19 protein-coding genes are annotated in these 22,563 nt (G+C 65.0%); 12 read left to right on the top strand and 7 right to left on the bottom strand.

The window, feature by feature from the left end:
* The first annotated feature begins 252 nt into the window (after nt 1-252).
* The 5 genes from AX767_RS06830 (at nt 253) to AX767_RS06810 (ending at nt 6,869) form a co-directional block, all read left to right on the top strand.
* On the top strand, nt 253-1,008 hold the full coding sequence (locus tag AX767_RS06830) for a response regulator transcription factor (RefSeq protein ID WP_068629818.1): 756 nt from the start codon (nt 253-255) through the stop codon (nt 1,006-1,008).
* A 15-nt stretch (nt 1,009-1,023) separates the two neighbouring features.
* Nucleotides 1,024-2,877: a sensor histidine kinase gene (locus tag AX767_RS06825; RefSeq protein WP_068629816.1), complete on the top strand. Its 1,854-nt coding sequence runs from the start codon at nt 1,024-1,026 to the stop codon at nt 2,875-2,877.
* Nucleotides 2,878-2,906: 29 nt separating this feature from the next.
* Nucleotides 2,907-4,061 carry a rod shape-determining protein RodA gene (gene rodA, locus AX767_RS06820; RefSeq protein ID WP_068629815.1) on the top strand — a complete coding sequence of 385 codons (1,155 nt, stop codon included), beginning with the start codon at nt 2,907-2,909 and terminating at the stop codon, nt 4,059-4,061.
* 28 nt (nt 4,062-4,089) lie between these two features.
* The gene (gene tldD, locus AX767_RS06815; RefSeq protein ID WP_068629813.1) at nt 4,090-5,550 is read left to right on the top strand and encodes a metalloprotease TldD; all 1,461 of its coding nucleotides are present in this window, start codon (nt 4,090-4,092) and stop codon (nt 5,548-5,550) included.
* 200 nt (nt 5,551-5,750) lie between these two features.
* The gene (locus AX767_RS06810) at nt 5,751-6,869 is read left to right on the top strand and encodes a 3-deoxy-7-phosphoheptulonate synthase (protein WP_068629810.1); all 1,119 of its coding nucleotides are present in this window, start codon (nt 5,751-5,753) and stop codon (nt 6,867-6,869) included.
* 7 nt (nt 6,870-6,876) lie between these two features.
* On the opposite strand, the gene AX767_RS06805 is transcribed toward AX767_RS06810, so the two are convergent.
* Together AX767_RS06805 and mpl are read right to left on the bottom strand one after the other, a co-directional pair.
* A complete protein-coding gene (locus tag AX767_RS06805) occupies nt 6,877-7,386 on the bottom strand; it encodes a cupin domain-containing protein (protein ID WP_068629808.1) in 510 nt (169 codons plus the stop codon).
* Nucleotides 7,383-8,795 carry a UDP-N-acetylmuramate:L-alanyl-gamma-D-glutamyl-meso-diaminopimelate ligase gene (gene mpl / locus AX767_RS06800; RefSeq protein WP_068629805.1) on the bottom strand — a complete coding sequence of 471 codons (1,413 nt, stop codon included), beginning with the start codon at nt 8,793-8,795 and terminating at the stop codon, nt 7,383-7,385. The genes AX767_RS06805 and mpl overlap by 4 nt, the downstream gene beginning before the upstream one ends.
* Before the next feature lie 67 nt (nt 8,796-8,862).
* On the opposite strand from mpl, the gene AX767_RS06795 reads away from it, so the two are divergent.
* The 7 genes from AX767_RS06795 (at nt 8,863) to AX767_RS06765 (ending at nt 14,958) form a co-directional block, all read left to right on the top strand.
* Entirely contained in the window at nt 8,863-9,456 is a 594-nt protein-coding gene (locus tag AX767_RS06795; protein ID WP_068629803.1) for a hypothetical protein, read from the top strand.
* Complete coding sequence (locus AX767_RS06790) at nt 9,453-10,001, top strand: TlpA family protein disulfide reductase (protein WP_068629802.1); 549 nt, start codon at nt 9,453-9,455, stop codon at nt 9,999-10,001. The genes AX767_RS06795 and AX767_RS06790 overlap by 4 nt, the downstream gene beginning before the upstream one ends.
* Before the next feature lie 111 nt (nt 10,002-10,112).
* Entirely contained in the window at nt 10,113-10,571 is a 459-nt protein-coding gene (gene accB / locus AX767_RS06785) for an acetyl-CoA carboxylase biotin carboxyl carrier protein (RefSeq protein WP_068633430.1), read from the top strand.
* Between the two features lie 2 nt (nt 10,572-10,573).
* The gene (gene accC, locus AX767_RS06780; RefSeq protein ID WP_068629799.1) at nt 10,574-11,923 is read left to right on the top strand and encodes an acetyl-CoA carboxylase biotin carboxylase subunit; all 1,350 of its coding nucleotides are present in this window, start codon (nt 10,574-10,576) and stop codon (nt 11,921-11,923) included.
* Between the two features lie 12 nt (nt 11,924-11,935).
* Nucleotides 11,936-12,820, top strand: coding sequence for a 50S ribosomal protein L11 methyltransferase (prmA, locus tag AX767_RS06775; protein WP_068629797.1), 885 nt, complete (start codon nt 11,936-11,938; stop codon nt 12,818-12,820).
* Nucleotides 12,821-12,860: 40 nt separating this feature from the next.
* Nucleotides 12,861-14,003, top strand: coding sequence for a zinc-ribbon and DUF3426 domain-containing protein (locus AX767_RS06770; RefSeq protein WP_068629795.1), 1,143 nt, complete (start codon nt 12,861-12,863; stop codon nt 14,001-14,003).
* A gap of 52 nt (nt 14,004-14,055) precedes the next feature.
* Nucleotides 14,056-14,958 (top strand): carbohydrate kinase family protein, encoded by a 903-nt coding sequence (locus AX767_RS06765; RefSeq protein ID WP_068629791.1) that lies wholly within the window; start codon nt 14,056-14,058, stop codon nt 14,956-14,958.
* Between the two features lie 69 nt (nt 14,959-15,027).
* On the opposite strand, the gene AX767_RS20975 is transcribed toward AX767_RS06765, so the two are convergent.
* From AX767_RS20975 to AX767_RS06740, 5 genes are all read right to left on the bottom strand, one after another.
* A complete protein-coding gene (locus tag AX767_RS20975) occupies nt 15,028-15,564 on the bottom strand; it encodes a histone H1-like DNA-binding protein (protein WP_082754891.1) in 537 nt (178 codons plus the stop codon).
* 193 nt (nt 15,565-15,757) lie between these two features.
* The gene (locus AX767_RS06755; protein ID WP_068629787.1) at nt 15,758-17,020 is read right to left on the bottom strand and encodes a ribonucleotide-diphosphate reductase subunit beta; all 1,263 of its coding nucleotides are present in this window, start codon (nt 17,018-17,020) and stop codon (nt 15,758-15,760) included.
* A 132-nt stretch (nt 17,021-17,152) separates the two neighbouring features.
* Nucleotides 17,153-20,089, bottom strand: a complete 2,937-nt coding sequence (locus AX767_RS06750) for a ribonucleoside-diphosphate reductase subunit alpha (RefSeq protein WP_068629785.1) — start codon at nt 20,087-20,089, stop codon at nt 17,153-17,155.
* 361 nt (nt 20,090-20,450) lie between these two features.
* The gene (ampD, locus tag AX767_RS06745; protein ID WP_068633428.1) at nt 20,451-21,044 is read right to left on the bottom strand and encodes a 1,6-anhydro-N-acetylmuramyl-L-alanine amidase AmpD; all 594 of its coding nucleotides are present in this window, start codon (nt 21,042-21,044) and stop codon (nt 20,451-20,453) included.
* Between the two features lie 5 nt (nt 21,045-21,049).
* On the bottom strand, nt 21,050-22,561 hold the full coding sequence (locus tag AX767_RS06740) for a sigma-54-dependent transcriptional regulator (RefSeq protein WP_068629783.1): 1,512 nt from the start codon (nt 22,559-22,561) through the stop codon (nt 21,050-21,052).
* Nucleotides 22,562-22,563 lie beyond the last annotated feature (2 nt).

Genomic DNA, 22,563 nt, shown 5'->3' with positions numbered 1-22,563 from the left:
TCGCTGGCGGCAGGAAGAATCCGCCGCTTCCGCCGCCACCCCCGCCGCCGCATGCGGCAAGCGATGCCAGCAAAGCGGTGGCGAGGCCGGATTTGAGGGTCAGGTGCGTGTGCTTCATCGGTTTTCCCCGTTTCGTTATCTACTAAAAGTTACAAAAAATAGGCTGACGGGCGCGAGTTTGAAGATGCAAGGCGGCCTGCGCATCCCACAAAGCGGGGAGTTCGAGAATGTTTCTTACTGTTTCTGGGACGTATGCTCTGCGGCATGAACACCAAGCAACTCGGGGAGAGCGCCGCAGAGAAGTGGGGGGTGTTCGTCGTCGAGGACGATCCGCGCGCACGCAGTTTTTTCGAAGCGGGTGTGCGCGGCTGCAATCGTTTGCGCTGGCTCGGCAGTGCCAGCCGGATGCGCGAGGCGATCGGCTGGTTGCAGACCACACGCGACGCGCCGGACGTGCTGCTGGTCGACCTCGGTCTGCCGGATGGCAGCGGTCTCGATGTGATCCGTGCGGCGGTCGCCCGTTTTCCGGCCTGCGATCCGCTGGTCGTGTCCGTCTTCGGCGACGAGGACAACGTGCTCGCCAGCATCGAGGCCGGTGCGGTCGGCTACCTCCACAAGGACGCGGCGCCGGAAGACATTTCGCAAACCATCATCGACATGAAGGGCGGCGCGTCGCCGATCTCGCCCATGATTGCCCGCCGCGTGCTCGAGAAGTACCGCAGCCTGCACTCGGCGGCCCATGCGTCGCCGCAAGCAGAGGTGGCCCGCGCGCTGACGCCTGCGACCACGCCGCCCGCAGGTCGCGCCTTGCTATCTGGACGGGAGCATGAGGTGCTGACGCTGATTGCGCGTGGCTTTTCCTATGCCGAGATCGCGCGGCTCAAGAACCTCAGCGTGCACACCGTGCAGACGCACATCAAGAACCTGTACGGCAAGCTCGCGGTGCATTCCAAGAACGAGGCGGTGTACGAGGCGACGCGGCTCGGGCTGCTGCCGCATCTGCACTGAGGGTGTGGCCCGGTGATGCGCAGGCACGAACTTCGTCGCGCGCTGGGCCGCCTGTGTGCGGCGGCACTGCTGCTGCTTGCGGCGCAGGGGGCGCTGGCCGCCAGCGAACCCGAAGCCATGGCCTTGCATGCCGCTACCGTGACCACGCGCGTGGATGGCGTCACTCGCGGCGCGTCGCTGCAGCTGCCCTATCACTGGGATCGCCAGCATGCAGGCCGTCCCGGCACAGCGCACTTCGAGCTGCCTTTCGTGCTGAGTCAGCCGCCTTCGGCGCCTTGGGGCCTGTTCATCCCGCGTGCCGGCAGCGCCTTCGAGGTCAGCCTGAACGGCAGCCTGCTTCAGGTGTTCGGCGACCTTTCGACAGAGGGCGGCGCCGACTATGGCAAGGCGCCGATCTACGTGCCGCTGCCAAAAGACCTGCTGAAGCCGGGCCTCAACACGCTGCAGATCGACCTGCGCGCGGACAGCGGCCGCCGTGCCGGTTTGTCGACGGTCACGGTCGGTCCTGCGACGTTGGTGCGTCACCGGCTCTACGAATCGGCCTACGCGTGGCGCTTTACGGGATCGGTGTTGCTGACGGCCTTCAGCCTCTTCGTGGGGGTGACCGCGTTCGCGCTCTGGCTCACGCAGGTCGATGCCAGCGTGCCGGCCCGGCCGCGCCGCGAGCATCTCTATCTGTGGGCGGCGATCGCGGAGTTCTGCTGGGCGATGCGCGTGGCCGATGGCGCGATCAGGAACCCGCCGCTGCCGTGGGTCGAATGGGGAACCCTCATGACCGCCTGCTATTCCGGCTGGGCCGGCGCGGTGGTCATGTTCTGCCAGCACCTGGCGGGGTGGCACGGACGACCCGGCATGCGCTGGCTCGAGCGCGCCGCACTCGGGGTGTTCACGATTCCCGTGGTCGTCTGTTACTTCGCGCTTTCGCGCGCGCGCCCGGACTGGCTCACGATCTGGCTTGCGATCGAGGTCGTCGCGGTGGTGGCGTACGTGTCGTTCTTCGTCGCGGCGACCGTTCGGCGGCCCAGCTTGCCGCGCGTGCTGGTCGCGCTGGTGGCGGTGCTCACCGTGGCTGCGGCTGGTCGCGACTGGGCGGTGATCCGGCTGTCGGATGCCTACGGCAGCACGACGTGGGTGCGCTACACGTCGACGCTCTTCGGCTTGGCGCTGCTCGGACTGGTCATCAGCCGTTTTCGCGAGGCGAGCGCCAAAGCGCGCGACCTGCTGCAGACGCTCGCCTCGCGGGTCGCCGACCGCGAGCACGAGCTGGCCCTCGTTTACGAGCGCCTCGAACAGGGCGCACGCGAACAGGCGCGAACGCAGGAGCGCGAGCGCATCCTGCGCGACATGCACGACGGGGTCGGTTCGCACATCAGCGCCGCCATCCGCCAACTGCAATCCGGCCAGGGCAGCGATGCCGAGGTGCTGCGCACACTGCGCGATTCGCTCGACCAGCTCAAGCTCTCGATCGATTCGATTCACCTGCCGCCCGGAGACGTCGGCGCGCTGCTTGCCGGGCTGCGCTACCGAATGACGCCGCGCTTCGCGGCCGCCGGCCTTTCGCTCGAATGGGCCGTCGACGAGCTGGCCCCCGTCGCCAACCTCGACGGTGCGGCGATGCGGCAATTGCAGTTCCTGCTGTTTGAGGCGATTTCCAATGTGCTGCAACATGCCCAGGCCAGCGTGCTGCGCATTGAAGCGGCGAAGCACGGGCTTGTGCTGCGCCTGTGTGTGATCGACAACGGACGGGGATTCGACGCCGAGCGCTTGGCGCCGCGCGCGCTCAGCGAGCGCGCGCGGGCGATTGGCGCGCGGCTGCGCATGCAAAGCCGGCCAGGCCGGACGGTCGCAATGGTCGAGTTCGGGCTGTGAGATCGCGAGGGCGCGGATAATCCCGCCCCATGTCAGCCGTGTTCAACCAGCCCTCGTTCGCGCGACGCATTGCGCCCGTGTTCCAGGGCTTCGACGGCTTCCTGGCCTTTGCGGTGTTCCTGCTCGTCTGCGCGGGCCTGCTCACGATGTATTCGTCGGGCTACGACCACGGCTCCCGCTTCATGGACCACGGCCGCAACATGCTGCTGGCCGGCTTCATCATGTTCGTGGTGGCGCAGATCCCGCCGCAGCGGCTCATGAGTTTTGCGGTGCCGCTCTACACCGTGGGTGTGGCGTTGCTGATCGCGGTGGCGATCTTCGGGCTGACGAAAAAGGGCGCAAAGCGCTGGCTCAACGTCGGGTTCGTGATCCAGCCCAGCGAAATTCTCAAGATCGCGATGCCGTTGATGCTCGCCTGGTGGTTCCAGCGGCGAGAAGGGCAGCTGCGGCCGCTCGACTTCGCGGTGGCGACCATCCTGCTGGTGGTGCCCGTCGGGCTCATCATGAAACAACCCGACCTTGGTACCGCGCTGCTGGTGCTGTCGGCGGGGCTCTCGGTGATCTTTTTCGCCGGCCTCTCCTGGAAGCTCATCGTGCCGCCCGTGCTCATCGGACTGGTCGCAGTGGCACTCATCGTGGGCTACGAATCGACGCTGTGTGCCGATGGCTTCGATTGGCGCATCCTGCATGAGTACCAGAAGCAGCGCGTCTGCACGTTGCTCGACCCGAGCAAGGATCCGCTCGGCAAGGGCTTCCACATCATCCAGGGGATGATCGCCATTGGCTCGGGCGGCGTCGGCGGCAAGGGCTTCATGCAGGGGACGCAGACGCACCTGGAGTTCATTCCCGAGCGCACGACAGACTTCATCTTCGCGGCCTATTCGGAAGAGTTCGGCCTGGCTGGCAACCTTTTCCTGATCGCGTCCTTCATCTTTCTGATTTTTCGTGGCCTCGCGATCGCTTCCGATGCGCCGACGCTGTTCTCGCGGCTGCTCGCCGGGGCCATCACGCTGATCTTTTTCACCTACGCCTTCGTCAACATGGGCATGGTGAGCGGCATCCTGCCGGTGGTGGGCGTGCCGCTGCCCTTTATCAGCTACGGCGGCACCGCCATGGTCACGCTCGGGCTGGGGCTCGGGATTTTGATGTCGATTTCCAGGGCCAAAAGATTGATGCAGAGCTGAATTCGCGGCCGCTCCCTAGAATGGCTCGATGATCTCTCGCGAACCCACCATCGAGCGCCTCGCCACGGCGCAATCGCTGCTTCTCACGCCGTTTGGCCTCGACGAGTCGCACCTGTCGAAGGCGCTCGGCGAGATCACCCGCTACGGGGTGGACGATGCGGATCTCTACTTCCAGTACACGCGCAGCGAAGGCTGGAGCCTGGAAGAAGGTATCGTCAAGACCGGCAGCTTCAGCATCGACCAAGGCGTCGGCGTTCGGGCGGTGAGCGGCGAAAAAACCGCGTTCGCCTATTCGGACGATATCTCCGAAGCCTCGCTGCTCGACGCAGCCCGGACGGTGCGGTCGATTTCGTCAGCCGGGCGCACCGCGCGCGCGAAGACGGCGACCAAGAAGATCGCCGGCAGCCGCTCGCTCTACAACGGCGTCGACCCGATCTCCACGCTCGACAGCACCGCCAAGGTCGCGCTGCTCGGCAAGGTCGAGAAGCTCGCCCGCTCGCGCGACCCGCGCGTGGCGCAGGTGATGGCCGGGTTGGCCAGCGAGTACGACGTGGTGCTGGTGGCGCGCGCCGACGGCACGCTGGCCGCCGACGTCCGACCGCTGGTGCGCTTGTCGGTCACGGTCATCGCTGAACAGAACGGCCGTCGCGAAGTCGGCTCAGGCGGTGGCGGCGGACGCTTCGGCCTGGCTTACTTCGACGACGAACACATTGCCGAATACGTTGACCAGGCCGTCAAGGCCGCATTGACGAACCTCGAAGCGCGTCCTGCGCCGGCCGGCGAAATGACGGTCGTGCTCGGTCCGGGCTGGCCCGGCATCCTGCTGCACGAGGCGATCGGCCACGGTCTCGAAGGCGATTTCAACCGCAAGGGGTCGAGCGCCTTCTCGGGCCGCATCGGCGAACGCGTGGCGGCCAAGGGTGTCACGGTGCTCGACGACGGCACCATCGCCGACCGCCGTGGGTCGCTCAACGTCGATGACGAAGGCAACGCGAGCCAGCGCAACGTGTTGATCGAGGACGGCATCCTCAAGGGTTACATCCAGGATTCGATGAACGCCCGCCTGACGGGCGTGAAGCCCACCGGCAACGGCCGCCGCGAAAGCTACGCGCACGTGCCGATGCCACGCATGACCAATACCTACATGCTGGGCGGCGACAAGAACCCCGAAGAAATCGTCGCGAGCATGAAGAAGGGCCTCTACGCCACCAACTTCGGCGGCGGGCAGGTCGACATCACGAGCGGCAAGTTCGTGTTCTCGGCGAGCGAGGCCTACTGGGTCGAGAACGGCAAGATCCAGTACCCGGTCAAGGGCGCGACGATCGTGGGCAACGGCCCGGACGCGCTGACGCGCGTGACCATGATCGGCGACGACATGGCGCTCGATTCGGGCGTGGGCACCTGCGGCAAGGAAGGCCAGAGTGTGCCGGTCGGCGTCGGCCAGCCCACCCTGCGCATCGACGGTCTCACGGTCGGCGGCACCGCCTGAAAAACCCGGCGCGCAAAACCCTGTGCTACATTGGCCACCCATGTTGCGCGCAGCTTTCTATTTTTCGTACTTTTGGTTCCGGACTTCCGGCGGCCCAGAGGCGAGCGCGTAAAGCAAACGTACACCCCTCCCAGACCGCCGGCGCTCACGCCCCGGCGGTTTTTTTATGCCCTTTTGATTGTTGATCCAGGAGTCACACGATGAGCCAGAACACCGCCCCCACCAGCGACAGCTGGTATGCGAGCGTCGAGAAAACCAGCCAGACCGACGACGAACGCATCAAGGACATCAACGTGCTGCCCCCTCCCGAACACCTGATCCGTTTCTTCCCGATCCGCGGGACGCCGGTCGAAACGCTGATCACCGGCACGCGCCGTGCCATCCACGACATCATGGCCGGCACGGACGACCGGCTGCTGGTGGTCATGGGCCCATGCTCGATCCACGACCCCGCTGCCGCACTCGACTACGCGCGCCGGCTCAAGGTGCTGCGCGACAAGCACGCCGAGTCACTCGAGATCGTGATGCGCGTCTACTTCGAGAAGCCGCGCACCACGGTGGGCTGGAAGGGGTTGATCAACGACCCCTACCTCGACGAAAGCTACCGCATCGACGAGGGTCTGCGCATCGCGCGCCAGCTTCTGATCGACATCAATCGGATCGGCTTGCCCGCCGGCAGCGAATTCCTCGACGTGATCTCCCCGCAGTACATCGGCGACCTCATCAGCTGGGGCGCGATCGGTGCGCGCACCACCGAAAGCCAGGTGCATCGCGAATTGGCGTCGGGCCTGTCGGCGCCGATCGGTTTCAAGAACGGCACCGACGGCAACATCCGCATCGCGACCGACGCCATCCAGGCGGCGGCGCGCGGGCATCACTTCCTGTCGGTCCATAAGAACGGCCAGGTCGCGATCGTGCAGACCAACGGCAACCCGGACTGCCACGTGATCCTGCGTGGCGGCAAGGCACCGAACTACGACGCGGCCAGTGTCGCGGCCGCCTGCGCCGACCTCTCTTCGGCCAAGTTGCCGCCGACCCTGATGGTCGACTGCAGCCACGCCAACAGCGCGAAGCAGCACCAAAAGCAGATCGACGTGGCGAAGGACATCGCCGGACAGATCGCGGGCGGCAGCACAAGCGTGTTCGGTGTGATGGTGGAAAGCCATTTGCAGGCCGGCGCGCAGAAATTCACGCCAGGCAAGGAGCTGATCGCCGATCTGGAATACGGCAAGAGCATCACCGACGCCTGCATCGGCTGGGACGACTCGGTCGCCATGCTCGACACGCTGTCGCACGCCGTGAAGCAGCGCCGGGGTTAAGCGCCTATCACATCAAAACGGCGAGATCGGGCCAGTGGTGACGCATGGCAGCCGCTTCGTCGCTGGCGCCGGGCATCAACGAGAAATCGCTGAAGTCGAAGCCCGGACCGACCATGCAGGCGGCGAGCGTGAAGTCGCCGGCGGTGTGGCTCACGATCGGCCGCGCCGCCTGCCACTGACCGGCCGGCACCACGTGTTGCGGGCGCGTGCCGTGCACGTCGACAGGGCCGAGCCGCACATGGGCCGGCGCAGTTCGGAGGCCCGCGTCGCAGGTCCACAGCGCCAGCGGCACGCCTTCCAGATGGACCCAGACCTCGTCGGACAGAACACGATGCCAGCGCGAGTGCTGCTGCGCCTCGAGAAGGAAATAGATCGATGTGAGCGCGCTGCGCAGTGACCTGCCGTCGGCCGGCGAAACGCTGGCGGTCGAGCGGAATACTTCGCTGTACCAGCCGCCTTCCGGGTGCGGCTTGAGCTGGAGCGTATCGATCAGCTGGTGCGCTCGCGTCGAATTCATGGGGTTTGTGCCTGCAATGCCGCCAGCAGCTTGTCGTGCACGCCGCCGAAACCGCCGTTGCTCATGCAGACGATGTGATCGCCGGCTCGCGCGGCTGCAACGATCTGCGCGACGAGCGGATCGATCGACCCGGCGACTTGCGCGCGCTCTCCCATGGGCTTCAACGCGGCGGCGGCGTCCCAATCGAGTCCGGCGGTGTGGCAGAACGCCAGGTCGGCCGCCTCCAGGCTCCACGGCAATTGCGCTGCCATCGTGCCGAGCTTCATCGTGTTGCTGCGCGGCTCGAAGGCCGCGAGCATGCGCTCACTTTGCTTGCCCTGGCCGTCGAGCTGGCGGCGCAGGCCGTCGAGCGTCGTGCGGATCGCCGTCGGGTGGTGGGCGAAGTCGTCGTAGACGGTGATCTCGCCGCCGGGGCGCGCCACGGTGCCGCGCAGTTCCATGCGACGACGCACATTCCGAAAGGTACCGAGCGCCGCGGCGGCCTCGGCGGGCGCCACGCCCACATGGTCGGCTGCGGCGATGGCGGCCAGCGCATTCATCTGGTTGTGCAGCCCGGAGAGCTTCCAGTCGACACGGCCGACGCGCTCGCCACGGTACAGCACGTCGAACGCGCCGTGCTCACCCTTGGCTTGCCAGTCGGTGTCGGGGCTACCCGCGCCGAATCGCGCGACCTCGCTCCAGCAGCCTTGGGCCAGCACGCGCCGCAGGCTGTCCTCGGTCGCATTGACCACGATGCGACCGGTGGCGGGCACGGTGCGCACGAGGTGATGGAACTGCCGCTCGATGGCGGCGAGATCGTCGAAGATGTCGGCGTGGTCGAACTCGAGGTTGTTCAGCACCGCGGTGCGAGGCCGGTAGTGGACGAACTTGCTGCGCTTGTCGAAGAAGGCGGTGTCGTACTCATCGGCTTCGATCACGAACGGCGCTGAGCCGCCGCCGGGCCGGGCCGACACGCCGAAGTCCAGCGGCACGCCGCCGACCAGGAAGCCAGGCGCCTTGCCCGCCATTTCCAGGATCCACGCGAGCATCGACGTGGTCGTGGTCTTGCCGTGCGTGCCCGCGACCGCCAGCACATGGCGACCTTGCAGGACATGTTCTGCCAGCCACTGCGGCCCGCTGGTGTAGGGCGCACCCGCATCGAGGATGGCTTCCATCAGCGGAAACTTGGGCGTGCCGTCCGCGAGGCGGGCGCGTGACACCACGTTGCCGACCACGAACATGTCCGGCTTCAGGGCGAGCTGGTCGGCCGAAAAGCCTTCGATCAGTTTGATGTCGAGTGCGCGCAGCTGATCGCTCATCGGCGGATAGACGCCGGCGTCGCAGCCGGTCACGCGGTGGCCGGCTGCGCGGGCGAGGGCGGCGACACCGCCCATGAATGTGCCGCAGATGCCGAGGATATGAATGTGCATCGGCCGATTTTAGGGATGCGCCCTGCATGCACTTCTGCGGAATGCGGTCTGCGGGCAGAATGATCCGATGGACACGCCCAAGCGCGAAATCGCAGCGACCGCCGCCCGTCTCGTCGTCGAGGAAGGGCTCGAATACGGCCCCGCCAAGCGCCGGGCGGTGCGCGATCTCGGCCTGTCTTCGCGCAGCGGGCTTCCCAACAACGACGAGGTGGAAGCCGAGGTTCGGGACTACATCGCGCTGTTCTGTGCGGACACCCAGCCCAAAGAGTTGCACGCGTTGCGCTCGCTAGCACTCGAATGGATGCAGCGCATGGCGGCGTTTCGGCCCCATCTCGGCGGCGCTGTCTGGCATGGTACGGCGACGCGGCTGTCGGACATCTACATCCAGATGTTCTGCGATGACTCGAAGTCCGCGGAGATCGCGCTCATTGATCACCATGTTGACTACGAGCCGCGCATGGTGAACGGCTTTCACGGCGAACAGGTCGAAGCGCTCAGCGTGCATGCCCACAGTCGGATGCTGGGCGAAGAGATCGGGGTGCATCTGCTCGTCTACGATCTGGATGATTTGCGCGGAGCGCTGAAACCCGATGCGCAGGGTCGAACCCCGAGGGGCGACCTGGCCGCCCTGCGTCGCCTGATCGAAAAGGATTCTGAATGACGGATACAGTGAGCCGCCGGCGTTGGCTTTACGGCGGCGTTGCCATGGTGGCGGTGGGCGCAGGGCTGGGCGGTGCGTGGTGGCGCGAGCACCAGACCCACAGCGCTGCCGGCGAGCGGATGGACGACGCATTCTGGAGCCGAACTTTCACCCGTCCCGACGGTGGCGAAGTGCGGATGGCCGATCTGAAAGGCAAACCGATGCTTCTCAATTTCTGGGCCACCTGGTGCCCGCCTTGCATCGAAGAGCTGCCGATGATCGATCGCTTTTACAAGGATCACGCGTCCAACGGCTGGCAAGTTGTCGGATTGGCCATCGATCAGCCGACGGCGGTCCGAAAATTCCTTGAAAAGCTGCCTGTGACCTTTCCGGTCGGTCTGGCCGGCCTGGAAGGGACCGATCTGGTGAAGCAGCTGGGCAATACCGCGGGCGGGCTGCCGTTCACGTTGGTGTTGAGCGCCGATGGCGCCATCGCGGCGCGTAAAATGGGCAAGGTCGAACCCGCCGACCTTGAGGCTTGGCGCCGTGCAGAAGTTCACGGTTAGAATCCGCCCCCACGCGAAGGCGTTGGCGTCGATACGCTGAAATAAGCCAACGTTCAGGCGAGTTAATCCCGAATGACCGGCAAAGCCGGCGAACACGGCAATTGGAGCCCCATGGATCTACGCAAACTCAAGACACTGATCGACCTGGTGTCTGAATCGAACATTTCCGAACTCGAGATCACCGAAGCCGAGGGCAAGGTCCGGATCGTCAAGGGCGGTGAGGCCGCTCCGGTTCAGTACGTGCAAACGCTCGCGCCGCAGGCCGCAGGGCCAGCGCCCGCCACGGCACCGCTGGCAGCAGCGCCTGCGGCGGCTCCGGCCGACGCGGTCGCCACCGGGCACGCCGTCAAGTCGCCGATGGTCGGCACCTTCTACCGTTCGTCGAGCCCAGGCGCACCCTCGTTCGTCGAAGTGGGCAGCAAAGTCAACGAAGGCGACACCATCTGCATCATCGAGGCCATGAAGATCCTCAACGAGATCGAGGCCGACAAGTCCGGCACGGTCACGCAGATCCTCGGCGAAAACGGGCAAGCGGTCGAATACGGCCAGACGCTGTTCATCATCGAGTGACCATGTTCAAGAAGATCCTGGTCGCCAATCGCGGCGAAATCGCCTTGCGGATCCAGCGTGCCTGCAGCGAGATGGGCATCAAGGCCGTCATGGTTTATTCCGAAGCCGATCGCGACGCCAAGTACGTCAAGCTGGCCCAGGAGGCCGTGTGCATCGGGCCTGCGGCATCGGGCCAAAGCTATCTCAACATGCCGGCGATCATTTCGGCGGCAGAAGTGACCGACGCCGAAGCGATCCACCCCGGCTACGGTTTCCTGAGCGAGAACGCCAACTTCGCGGAGCGCGTCGAGCAAAGCGGATTCCAGTTCATCGGCCCGACGCCGGAAAACATCCGCACGATGGGCGACAAGGTCGCGGCCAAGCAGGCCATGATCAAGGCAGGCGTGCCTTGCGTGCCGGGCTCCGAAGGCGAACTGTCCGACGATGCGACCACCAACAAGCGCATTGCGCGCGCCATCGGCTACCCGGTCATCATCAAGGCGGCTGGCGGCGGTGGCGGCCGGGGCATGCGCGTGGTGCACACCGAAGCCGCGCTGATCAACGCGATCCAGATGACCAAGGCGGAGGCGGGCGCCGCCTTCAACAATCCAGCGGTCTACATGGAGAAGTTTCTCCAGAATCCGCGCCACATCGAAATCCAGATCCTGGCCGACAAGCACAAGAACGCCGTTTACTTGGGCGAGCGCGATTGCTCCATGCAGCGCCGTCACCAGAAGGTGATCGAGGAATCGCCGGCCCCCGGCATCCCGCGCAAGCTGATCGAGAAGATCGGCGAGCGCTGCGCGGCCGCGTGCAAGAAGATCGGCTACCGCGGCGCGGGCACCTTTGAGTTTCTTTACGAAAACGGCGAGTTCTATTTCATCGAGATGAACACGCGCGTGCAGGTGGAGCATCCGGTGACGGAATTCACCACAGGCATCGACATCGTCAAGACGCAGATCATGGTGGCCGCGGGCGAGAAGCTGCCGTTCACGCAGCGCCAGATCCAGATGCGTGGTCATTCGTTCGAATGCCGCATCAACGCCGAAGACGCGTGGAAGTTCACGCCGTCGCCTGGCCGCATCACGATGTGGCATCCGCCGGGTGGTCCGGGCGTGCGCGTGGACTCGCATGTCTACACGAACTACTTCGTGCCACCGAACTACGACTCGATGATCGGCAAGATCATCACGTTCGGCGACACGCGTGAGCAGGCCATGGCGCGCATGCGCACGGCCCTGAACGAGACGGTCATCGAAGGCATCAGCACCAACATCCCGCTGCACCGCGAATTGATGGTCGACGCCAAGTTCATGGCCGGCGGCACCAACATCCACTACCTCGAAGAGTGGCTCGCCGCTCACAAGCGGTGACCGGACGCGCGCGTGTTTGAGCTGCGGCTGCTGGTTCCCGAGCAAAGCGTCGAGGCGGTGAGCGACGCGCTCGACGCGCTCGATGCGCTGAGCGTATCGGTGGAGGACGCCGATGCGCAGACCGATGCCGAGCAGGCGCTGTTCGGCGAGCCGGGCATGCCACCACCGAAAGAGGGCTGGCAGCGTTCGCGCGTGATCGCGCTGTTCGACTCCGAAGCGTTGGCCAACGATGCGGCCACGGTGCTGGCCGTGCAGGATTTCTTCGAAGGCTGCCAGCTGCTGGGCGTGGCCGTGGTGCCCGACCAGGACTGGGTGCGCCTCACGCAATCGCAGTTCGCGCCGGTCGAGATCACCTCCGACTTCTGGATCGTTCCGACGTGGCACGAACCGCCTGCCCAAGCGCGCCGCGTGATCCGGCTCGATCCGGGTCTGGCCTTCGGCACGGGCACGCACCCCACCACGCGCATGTGCCTGCGCTGGATCGCGAAGCGCGGCGAATTCGCGGGCCAGCGCGTGCTCGACTATGGCTGCGGCTCCGGCATCCTCGCGATCGGCGCGGCGAAGTACGGTGCCGCCGAGATCGATGCGGTCGACATCGACGAAGCCGCCGTGAGCTCGACGCGGCTCAACGCGGAAGCGAACGGCGTCACGCTGAACGCCGCGTTGCCGGATGCCGCACTGGGCCACTACCAGACCGTGCTGGCCAACATCCTGGCCACGCCGCTGAAGGTGCTGGCGCCGTTGCTGTGTGCGCATGTGGCGCCGGGCGGCGCGCTGGTGCTGGCCGGCATTCTCGAGCGCCAGGCCGACGAACTGAAACTCGCCTACGCGCCCTACGTTCAGCTCGAAGTGAGCGATACCGAGGATGGCTGGATCCTCATGACCGCGCGCGCCTGAGCTCACGGCGCGTGGGTGTCGACCCTACAATTCGCGCCACATGAGCCTCGTCACCCGCTGCCCTGCCTGCGCGACCACTTTCAAGGTGGTGCGGGACCAGCTTCGCATTTCGGATGGCTGGGTGCGTTGCGGGCGTTGCAGCCATGTGTTCGACGCGACGCTCGACCTGCGTGACTTGTCCGACACCGAAGCCACACCGCCAGCGGCCCCGGCGCCCGACGATGCGGATTTTTTCGACGACGATCCGGCGCGCGATGACGCACCGGCTGCCTTCGCAGAGCCGGCCGCGCCGGTCGACCTGCCCGCACCGCCTTCGTTTCCGGTACTCCCCGATTTGTCCAGCCCGGCCGGCGGCCTCGTGGCCGACGAGCCCTGGCCGACGCCGGTGATTGCCACTGTTCCAGATCGCGATACCGTTGCGCCGCATCCCGTGTTGTCGGTGGCCGAGCTCGCGCCCTCGCTCGAGCTCGATACGGTCAGCCAGGGGCAATTTCAAAAGGCACTGCGCCGCGCACGGGTCAAAGCCGCCAAGATTGCACGCGCGCGCGACAAATCGACGGCTGCGCCGGCCGTCGAGCCATCGGAAGAGTCGACCGCGGCCCCCGTCGTTCAGACCGCGAGCGAGTCCGAGCCGCCGCCGTTGCCGCCGACCGTCGTGCCATCGTTTTTGCGCGCTGCCTCGTCGAGCGAGTTCTGGCAGAGCGCGCGAGGGCGCATGGTCGTGGTGGCTGGCATCGTGGTGGCGGGATTGCTGCTGGCGCTGCAGGTCGTGCATCGCGAGCGCGACAGCTTGCTGGCAGGCCGGCCCGGTTTGCGCCCCGTGCTGCAGAGCCTGTGCGCGGTCACCGGCTGCGAACTGGCCGCGCTGCGGCGTATCAATGACATCACGATCGATGGCGCCACCTTCGCGCGCGAAAAGGTCGGTGATGGCTACCAGTTCAGCTTCACGCTGCGCAGCGCAGCGACGGTGCCGCTGGCCATGCCGGCCATCGAACTGTCGTTGCTCAACACGCAAGAGCAAGCCGTGGTGCGCCGCGTGCTCCTGCCCACAGATTTCGGTGCGCCGGCCGAATTGGCGGCTCGGGGCGAGCGCGCTGCGTCGCTCCGGTTGATCCTGACGGGCGCTGAAGCCGCGGCATTGCCGCCGATCGCGGGATTCAACGTTCTTGCGTTCTATCCCTGACCCTGCGCCAGCAAGCAGGTCATCCTTCTTTTTTCCACCACACGGTTCACCCATGGCAGCAGTGATTTGCGGTTCTCTCGCGTTCGACACCATCATGACTTTCGAAGGACGGTTCGCCGACCAGATCCTTCCCGACCAGTTGCATATCCTGAACGTGTCGTTTCTCGTGCCGGCGCTGCGCCGTGACTTCGGCGGCTGTGCGGGCAACATCGCCTACAGCCTCAACGCGCTGGGCGGCACGGCATTGCCGATGGCCACGGTGGGCAGCGACGGCGCCGATTACGTCGCCCGGTTCAAGGACCTGGGCATCGGGACGGAGTTTGTGCGCGAGCTGGCCGATACCTACACCGCGCAATGCTTCATCACGACCGATCTGGCCAACAACCAGATCACCGCATTCCATCCCGGCGCGATGCAGCAGGCGCATCTCAACACCATCTCGGCGCGCAGCGACATTCGCATCGGCATCATTTCGCCCGACGGCCGCGACGCGATGCTGCAGCATGCCGAGCAGTTCAAGCACGCGGGCATTCCGTTCGTGTTCGATCCGGGGCAGGGGCTGCCGATGTTCAACGGCGACGAACTCGCCCAGTTCATCGAGCAGGCCGACTGGGTCACGGTGAACGACTACGAAGGCAAGATGCTCAGCGAACGCACTGGCTGGAACGAAGCCGACATTTCGCGCCGTGTGCGCGGGCTGGTCGTGACGCTCGGGAGCGAAGGGTGCGACGTGTGGGTCGAAGGCGAAAAAACGCATGTGCCGGCCGTGAAACCTGAAGCCGTCGTCGACCCGACCGGGTGCGGCGATGCATGGCGGGGCGCGCTCCTGTTTGGGCTGGAACAAGAGTGGGATCTCGCGCGCTGTGCCGCGCTCGGCAACCGCATCGGTGCGCTCAAGGTCGCGCAGCGCGGTCCGCAGAATTACCAGATTGATCTGAAAGCCATCGGGCTGTAGTCCGCACGAGGCAAAAAAGCCCGACACCGTGAGGTGCCGGGCTTTTTGCCTTCAAGGCCGCTGAGCGACTCAGGGCTTGCTGGCCGTCGGAAACGGCCAAGCTGCCTGCGGGTTCAGCGTCGTCTGCGCCGCAGGGGCGGGCGCTACGGCAGCCTTTGCGGGAGCTTTTGCTGCCTTCTTGGCAGCAGGCTTTGCGGCAGGCTTGGCAGCGGGCTTTTTCGCTGCTTTCTTGGCAGCGGGCTTTTTGGCCGCGGCCTTCTTCGCAGGCGCCTTCTTGGCAGGGGCCTTTTTAGCGGCGGCCTTTTTAGCAGGCGCCTTCTTGGCTGCAGCCTTCTTCGCAGGCGCCTTCTTGGCTGCAGCCTTCTTCGCAGGCGCCTTCTTGGCAACGGCCTTCTTCGCAGGCGCCTTCTTCGCTACGACCTTCTTTGCCGGCGCCTTTTTGGCAGCGGCCTTTTTAGCCGGGGCCTTCTTGGCGGCTACCTTCTTCGCCGGAGCCTTCTTCGCGGCTGCCTTTTTGGCGGGAGCCTTCTTGGCGGCTACGACCTTCTTTGCCGGAGCCTTCTTTGCAGCGGCTTTCTTAGCCGGCGCTTTCTTTGCAGTTGCCATTTCTATTTCTCCTTGATCAAGTTGAAAAATCAACCTCTTGAAGCACTCCCCGTCCGCTTGTGAACGGGGAGCGATTCATGGTGTTGGATCAAGCCCAGCACCATGAACACCTGCGCTCCCATCCGTGTCGCACTCTTCGGTGCGATCGGCGGCGGGAGCAATTCTTGAATTCATCTGTTTTTGTCTGAAAGATTCAATCCCAGGAGAGCGCACCACCCGACTGATATTCGATCACGCGGGTCTCGAAGAAATTGCGCTCTTTCTTCAGGTCAATCATTTCGCTCATCCAAGGGAACGGATTTTCTTCGTTCGGGAAAAGCGTTTCGAGGCCGATCTGCTGTGCACGCCGGTTGGCGATGTAACGCAGGTAGCCCTTGAACATGGAGGCGTTCATGCCGAGCACGCCACGTGGCATCGTGTCTTCGGCGTACTTGTATTCGAGCTCGACGGCTTCGAGGAACAGGGCCTTGATCTCGGCCTTGAACTCGGTCGTCCAGAGACCGGGGTTTTCCAGCTTCAACTGGTTGATGAGGTCGATGCCGAAATTGCAGTGCATCGACTCGTCGCGCAGGATGTACTGGTACTGCTCGGCAGCGCCGGTCATCTTGTTCTGGCGACCCAGCGCGAGAATTTGCGTGAAGCCGACATAGAAGAACAAGCCTTCCATCAGGCAGGCAAAAACGATGAGCGACTTGAGCAAGGTCTGGTCGGTCTCGTGCGTGCCGGTCTTGAAGTGCGGATCGCTGATCGCGTCGATGAACGGAATCAGAAACTGATCCTTCTCGCGGATCGACGGCACTTCGTTGTACGCGTTGAAGATCTCGCTCTCGTCCAGACCGAGCGACTCGACGATGTACTGGTACGCGTGCGTATGGATGGCTTCTTCGAACGCCTGGCGCAGCAGGAACTGACGGCACTCCGGCGCCGTGATGTGGCGGTAGGTCCCGAGCACGATGTTGTTCGCGGCCAGCGAGTCGGCGGTCACGAAGAAGCCGAGGTTGCGCTTGACGATGCGACGCTCGTCTTCGGTCAGGCCGTTCGGGTCTTTCCACAACGCGATGTCACGCGTCATGTTCACTTCCTGCGGCATCCAGTGATTGGCACACGTGGCAAGGTATTTTTCCCAAGCCCACTTGTACTTGAACGGCACCAGCTGGTTCACATCGGTCTGGCCGTTGATGATGCGTTTGTCGGCCGCATTGACGCGGCGTGCAACGGTGGGCGTTGCTTGTGCGGTGGCTTGCGCAAATGCCTGGGCCTGCTCGCGGACCGGCGCAACCGCGCCGTCATCGAGCCGACGTGGCAGTGAAACAGAAGCGGGGGAGGCGGGCGCAATTTGCGAAGTCGGAGCCACCATCGAGCGACTCGCTGGCGAGTTGCTTTTCGGTGAGTGCTGCAATCCTTGTTGCATTTCCTTTGGCAAGGAGGGCTTGACTTCTTCGTCCCAGGTCAACATAGAAAAATCCAATGCTCAATTATGTGAGCAACGATGTGAGTTGCAAAGTGCTCGTTCACATCGCGCTCCAGTTATCTGGTTCTTATGTTGCTCACATGCATCGCGCTGAGTTGTCAGGCGATGCCGCAAACATCATTGGCATGCTTCGCACGTCGGGTCGTCGACACCGCAGAACGCGATGTCGGTCGCAGGCATCGCGCTCAGTTGCGCTTGTGCTGCGAGTGCCGCGGCTTCGAGCGCATTCATCTTCGCGCCGTCGACGTTGTGGCTGTTGCTGCCACCCGATGCGACGGCGTTGAGCCGGCCCGATTGCACCGTTGATTTTTCGGCGTGCGTCGCGCTCTGCGTGCGCAGGTAGTACGTCGTCTTCAGGCCGCGCAACCACGCGAGCTTGTAGGTGTCGTCGAGCTTCTTGCCCGATGCGCCGGCCATGTAGATGTTGAGCGACTGCGCCTGGTCGATCCACTTCTGGCGACGCGATGCGGCTTCGACCAGCCACGTCGTCTCGACCTCGAAGGCGGTGGCGTAGAGCGCCTTGATGTCTTGCGGCACGCGGTCGATCGGGCGCAGCGAGCCGTCGAAGTGCTTCAGGTCCATGACCATCACGTCGTCCCACAGGCCCAGGCGCTTCAGGTCGCGCACCAGGTAGTGGTTGATGACGGTGAACTCGCCTGACAGGTTCGACTTGACCGACAGGTTGCCAAAGCACGGTTCGATCGATGCATCGACGCCGATGATGTTCGAGATGGTCGCGGTCGGTGCGATGGCGGTGCAGTTCGAATTGCGCATGCCGTCGGCCTTGATCTTCTGGCGCAGCGCGTCCCAGTCGAGCGTGGACGAGCGGTCGACTTCGACGTAGCCGCCGCGTGCCTTCTCCAGCAGGTCGAGCGTGTCGATTGGCAGGATGCCCTTGTCCCACAGCGAACCCTTGTAGCTCGAGTACTTGCCGCGCTCCTTGGCCAGGTCGGTCGATGCCCAGTAGGCGTGGTAGCAGATCGCTTCCATCGATTCGTCGGCGAACTGCACGGCTTCCTGCGAGGCGTAGGGAATGCGCAGTTCGTACAGCGCGTCCTGGAAGCCCATCAGGCCGAGACCGACCGGGCGGTGGCGCAGGTTGGAATCGCGCGCCTTCTTCACGGCGTAGTAGTTGATGTCGATCACGTTGTCGAGCATGCGCATTGCGGTCGAGATCGTCTTCTTGAGCTTGACCTGGTCGACCTTGCCGTCCTTCAGATGCTGCAGCAGGTTGACCGAGCCGAGGTTGCAGACAGCGGTTTCGGTGTCGCTGGTGTTCAGCGTGATCTCGGTGCACAGGTTCGACGAGTGCACGACGCCGGCGTGCTGCTGCGGCGAGCGCACGTTGCAGGCGTCCTTGAACGTGATCCACGGATGGCCGGTCTCGAACAGCATCGTGAGCATCTTGCGCCACAGGTCGCTGGCGGGGATGGTGCGGGCCGGCTTGATCTCGCCACGTGCGGCCTTCTCTTCGTAGGCAACGTAGGCCTTCTCGAAATCGGCGCCGAACAGGTCGTGCAGGTCGGGCACGTTGTTGGGCGAGAACAGCGTCCAGGTGCCCTTTTCCATCACGCGACGCATGAACAGGTCGGGAATCCAGTTGGCCGTGTTCATGTCGTGCGTGCGACGGCGGTCGTCGCCGGTGTTCTTGCGCAGCTCCAGGAACTCCTCGATGTCGAGGTGCCACGTTTCCAGATACGTGCAGACCGCGCCCTTGCGCTTGCCGCCCTGGTTCACGGCGACGGCCGTGTCGTTGACGACCTTGAGGAACGGAACGACGCCTTGCGATTCGCCGTTGGTGCCCTTGATGTGGGACCCGAGTGCGCGTACGCGCGTCCAGTCGTTGCCCAGGCCGCCGGCGAACTTCGACAGCAGCGCGTTTTCCTTGATCGACTCGTAGATGCCGTCCAGGTCGTCGGGCACGGTCGTGAGGTAGCAGCTCGACAGCTGCGAGCGCAGCGTGCCGGCGTTGAACAGCGTGGGCGTCGACGACATGAAGTCGAACGACGAAAGCACTTCGTAGAACTCGATGGCGCGCGCTTCGCGGTCGATCTCGCCGAGCGACAGGCCCATCGCCACGCGCATGAAGAAAGCCTGCGGCAGTTCGATGCGCGTCTTGCGCACGTGCAGGAAGTAGCGGTCGTACAGCGTCTGCAAGCCGAGGTAGTCGAATTGCAGGTCGCGTTCGGCCTTCAGGGCGGCGCCGAGGCGTGGCAGGTCGTACTGCAGCAGCTTCTCGTCGAGCAGATCGTTGTCGACGCCCTTCTTGATGAACTGCGGGAAGTAATCGACATACGCTTGCGAGCGCTCGGCCGGCATCACTTCGCGGCCGATGATCTCCTTGAAGATCGTGTGCAGCAGCAGGCGCGCGGTCGCGAAGGTGTAGTCGGGATCTTTCTCGATGAGCGTGCGGGCCGCCAGGATCGATGCCTTGTAGACCTCGTCGAGCGGCACGCCGTCGTACAGGTTGCGCATCGTCTCGGCCTGGATCGGCGCCGCGGTGATCGTGTCGCCCAGACCTTCGCAGGCGGATTCGATCAGGCCCTTGAGCTCGTTCAGGTCGAGTGCCACGCGTTCGCCGTTGTCGAGAACGTGCAGCGTCGGCGCGGCGGGCGCGTCCTGCGCACCCTGCTTGGCGCGCTCTTGCGTGCGGCGCTCGCGGTACAGCACGTACGCACGCGCGATTTCGTGGTGACCGCCGCGCATCAGGCCGAGTTCGACCGAGTCCTGCACGTCTTCGATGTGGAAGGTGCCGCCGCCCGGACGCGAGCGCTGCATCGCGCGCACCACGGCCTGCGTCAGGCCGTCGACCGTCTCGCGCACGCTGGCCGATGCCGCGCCCTGGGTGCCATGCACGGCCAGGAAGGCTTTCATCATCGCGATGGCGATCTTGTTCGGCTCGAAGGGCACGACAGCGCCGTTGCGGCGAATGATCTGATAGTGCGCGAGCGCGTCGCCGGCGGGTGAACCTGCAACGTCGCGGGCAGGCGTGCCCGTGGATGACGACGTCGGCGCAGGACGGGAGGTGGACGGTGTGGTCTGGGCTGTTTGCATTCGGTCCTCGGTTGGCAATTCTGGTGAGGCGTCTGACGGCGAGGGGCGACTTGAAGTCGGCGATCGTGTCGGTGTTGACGCTGGCGCAGCGCACACTATATCTAGGGTGTGGAGGGGCCACAACCCACTATATGTAGTGTTTTTCACGGAAATCAATCATCGTGGACGCAGCACGTTTTCGTGCTTTCGCGCTGGCGGCGGCGTCGCTGCTGGACGAGTGTCGCCCGAGCCAATGACGACGGGCGTTGCGACGGCATTTGGGCCTGCGGGCCGCATGGTTGCTGCGCATCGCTTGACGGCCGCCATGGGCGGCATCGCGGGTCGAATCGCGCATCGATTGCGCCGTGCCGATTGAAAATCTTCAGCGCGCTGTCGTGTCTTCGGGAAACGCCGTGGCCGACCACCCCAATCCATCGCGCAATCGACGCCACATGAACCCCGGCCCCGGATCCTGCTTGCGGCCCGGCGCGATGTGTTCGTGCCCGGCCACGAAGGCGATCGGGTAGTGCTGCGCGATCGCGGGGCACAGGCCGAGGAGCGTTTCGTACTGCGCGTCTTCGAACGATTCGCCCTCGAGGCCTTCGAGCTCGATGCCGATCGAATCGTCGTTGCAATTGGTGCGGCCGCGCCACGTAGAGGGTCCCGCATGCCAGGCGCGCTTGTCGGCACTGACAAACTGCCACAGCTCGCCGTTGCGCCGCACATAGAAATGCGACGACACCGTCAAGCCGCGAATGCTTTCGAAGTAAGGATGGGCGTCCCAGTCGAGCCGGTTGGTGAAGAGCTGCTGGACTTCATCGCCGCCGTACTGCCCTGGCGGCAGGCTGATCGAATGCATCACCAGCAGGTCGATGCAGGCGCCCGCCGGCCTCGGGCCGAAATTCGGCGAGGGCCACTGCTTCGCGAAGCGGTACCACCCCTCGGACCACAGCGCCGTGCCGGATGCAGCCGCCATCGCGCTCACTCGTCGGTGTCGGCGCCGTTCGGCGTCGCGATGCCGAGGCGCGCGATGCGGTAACGGATCTGCCGAAGGCTCAGGCCCAGCCGCGTGGCAGCGGCCGTGCGGTTGAAGCCGCTCTCGTGCAGCGCGCGCACGAGGATCTCGCGCTCCTGCTGGTCCAGATAGGTTTGCAGGTCGGACGGCACCGCCGGCGGTGCGGGCGATTCGCGGGGCGTTGGCGTTGGCGCTGCGGTCACGGCAGCGACGCTGTCGATCGGCTCGGCCGGAACGACTGGCATCGACTGCAGTTCCTGATGGCCGCTGCCCATGAAGTCGAGGTGCAGTTCGTCGCCGTCGTTGAGCGCGACCGCACGGTGCAGCAAGTTCTCGAGTTCGCGCACATTGCCGTCGAGCGGGTGGCGCGCGAGCTGCTGGAGCACCTCGGGCGACAAGGTCGGCACCGGCATGCCGGCATCTTTCGCGATGCGTTCGAGCAGCGCGGCGCAGAGCGCCGGCAGGTCCTCGCGCCGATCGCGCAGCGCCGGCACCGCGATCTCGATCACGTTGAGCCGATAGAACAGGTCTTGCCGGAAACGGCTCGCCTGCACTTCGGCGTGCAGATCCTTGTGCGTCGCGCTCACGATGCGCACGTCGACCGCGTCTTCCTGCGTCGAGCCGATGGGCCGCACATTGCGCTCCTGGATGGCGCGCAGCAACTTCGACTGCATGGCGATCGGCAGGTCGCCGATCTCGTCGAGAAACAGCGTGCCGCCACGCGCCGCCTGGAAGTAGCCGTCGCGGTCTTGCGACGAGCCGGTGTAGGAGCCTTTGCGTGCGCCGAAGAATTCGGCTTCGAGCAGGTTTTCCGGGATGGCCCCGCAATTGACGGCGACGAAGGGGCCGTCGCTGCGCTGGCTGCACGCGTGCACGGCACGCGCGACCAGTTCCTTGCCGGTGCCGGATTCGCCGCGCACCAGCACGGGCGCCATGCCGCGCGCGACCTTGGCGATGCGCGACTTGACCAGCCGCATCGGCTCGGAGGCGCCGACCAGCCGGTCCAGCGCGGTGATGCCGCTGGCCGCGATCGGCGCGCCGACCTTGCCGTTGTCGACCACCGGCTTCACTGCCCGGGCCGCACTGGCCTGGTCTTGCACGGCCGAAGAAACGACGGCACGAAATTGCTTCAGGTCCACGGGCTTGGTGAGGTAGTCGAACGCGCCGGCCTTCAGGGCCTCGACGGCGTTCTCGGCCGAACCGTACGCCGTCATCACCACGCAGCGTTCGCCGCGCTGTTCGTGTTGCACGCGCTGCAGGATTTCCATGCCGAGGCCGTCGGGCAAGCGCATGTCGGTGATCACCGCGTCGAAGCGTCCCGCGGCCAGATGCTCGAAGGCTTCGCCAACGCTACCCGCCGCTTCGACGTGGTAGCCCTCGCGCAGCAGCGTCAGTTCGTACAGCGTGCGCAGGTCGGGCTCATCGTCCACCACGAGGATGCGGGGCGGGTGCGTCGACGTCGGGTTGGGTGTGCTCACGG

It is taken from the genome of Variovorax sp. PAMC 28711, from assembly GCF_001577265.1.
GTDB lineage: Bacteria > Pseudomonadota > Gammaproteobacteria > Burkholderiales > Burkholderiaceae_C > Variovorax.
Note: the sequence above shows the minus strand (reverse complement) of the source record. Positions and strands in the feature narration are given on the sequence as shown.

Bases quoted from the DNA above. Each gene is read 5' to 3' on its own strand.
- AX767_RS06750 (WP_068629785.1), bottom strand. From the start codon at position 20,089: ATGCAAACAGCCCAGACCACACCGTCCACCTCCCGTCCTGCGCCGACG.
- AX767_RS06810 (WP_068629810.1), top strand. From the start codon at position 5,751: ATGAGCCAGAACACCGCCCCCACCAGCGACAGCTGGTATGCGAGCGTC.
- tldD (WP_068629813.1), top strand. From the start codon at position 4,090: ATGATCTCTCGCGAACCCACCATCGAGCGCCTCGCCACGGCGCAATCG.
- AX767_RS06830 (WP_068629818.1), top strand. From the start codon at position 253: ATGCTCTGCGGCATGAACACCAAGCAACTCGGGGAGAGCGCCGCAGAG.
- ampD (WP_068633428.1), bottom strand. From the start codon at position 21,044: ATGGCGGCTGCATCCGGCACGGCGCTGTGGTCCGAGGGGTGGTACCGC.
- AX767_RS06765 (WP_068629791.1), top strand. From the start codon at position 14,056: ATGGCAGCAGTGATTTGCGGTTCTCTCGCGTTCGACACCATCATGACT.
- accB (WP_068633430.1), top strand. From the start codon at position 10,113: ATGGATCTACGCAAACTCAAGACACTGATCGACCTGGTGTCTGAATCG.
- AX767_RS06770 (WP_068629795.1), top strand. From the start codon at position 12,861: ATGAGCCTCGTCACCCGCTGCCCTGCCTGCGCGACCACTTTCAAGGTG.
- AX767_RS06755 (WP_068629787.1), bottom strand. From the start codon at position 17,020: ATGTTGACCTGGGACGAAGAAGTCAAGCCCTCCTTGCCAAAGGAAATG.
- AX767_RS06790 (WP_068629802.1), top strand. From the start codon at position 9,453: ATGACGGATACAGTGAGCCGCCGGCGTTGGCTTTACGGCGGCGTTGCC.
- mpl (WP_068629805.1), bottom strand. From the start codon at position 8,795: ATGCACATTCATATCCTCGGCATCTGCGGCACATTCATGGGCGGTGTC.
- rodA (WP_068629815.1), top strand. From the start codon at position 2,907: ATGTCAGCCGTGTTCAACCAGCCCTCGTTCGCGCGACGCATTGCGCCC.
- AX767_RS06795 (WP_068629803.1), top strand. From the start codon at position 8,863: ATGGACACGCCCAAGCGCGAAATCGCAGCGACCGCCGCCCGTCTCGTC.
- accC (WP_068629799.1), top strand. From the start codon at position 10,574: ATGTTCAAGAAGATCCTGGTCGCCAATCGCGGCGAAATCGCCTTGCGG.
- AX767_RS06805 (WP_068629808.1), bottom strand. From the start codon at position 7,386: ATGAATTCGACGCGAGCGCACCAGCTGATCGATACGCTCCAGCTCAAG.
- AX767_RS06825 (WP_068629816.1), top strand. From the start codon at position 1,024: ATGCGCAGGCACGAACTTCGTCGCGCGCTGGGCCGCCTGTGTGCGGCG.
- AX767_RS20975 (WP_082754891.1), bottom strand. From the start codon at position 15,564: ATGGCAACTGCAAAGAAAGCGCCGGCTAAGAAAGCCGCTGCAAAGAAG.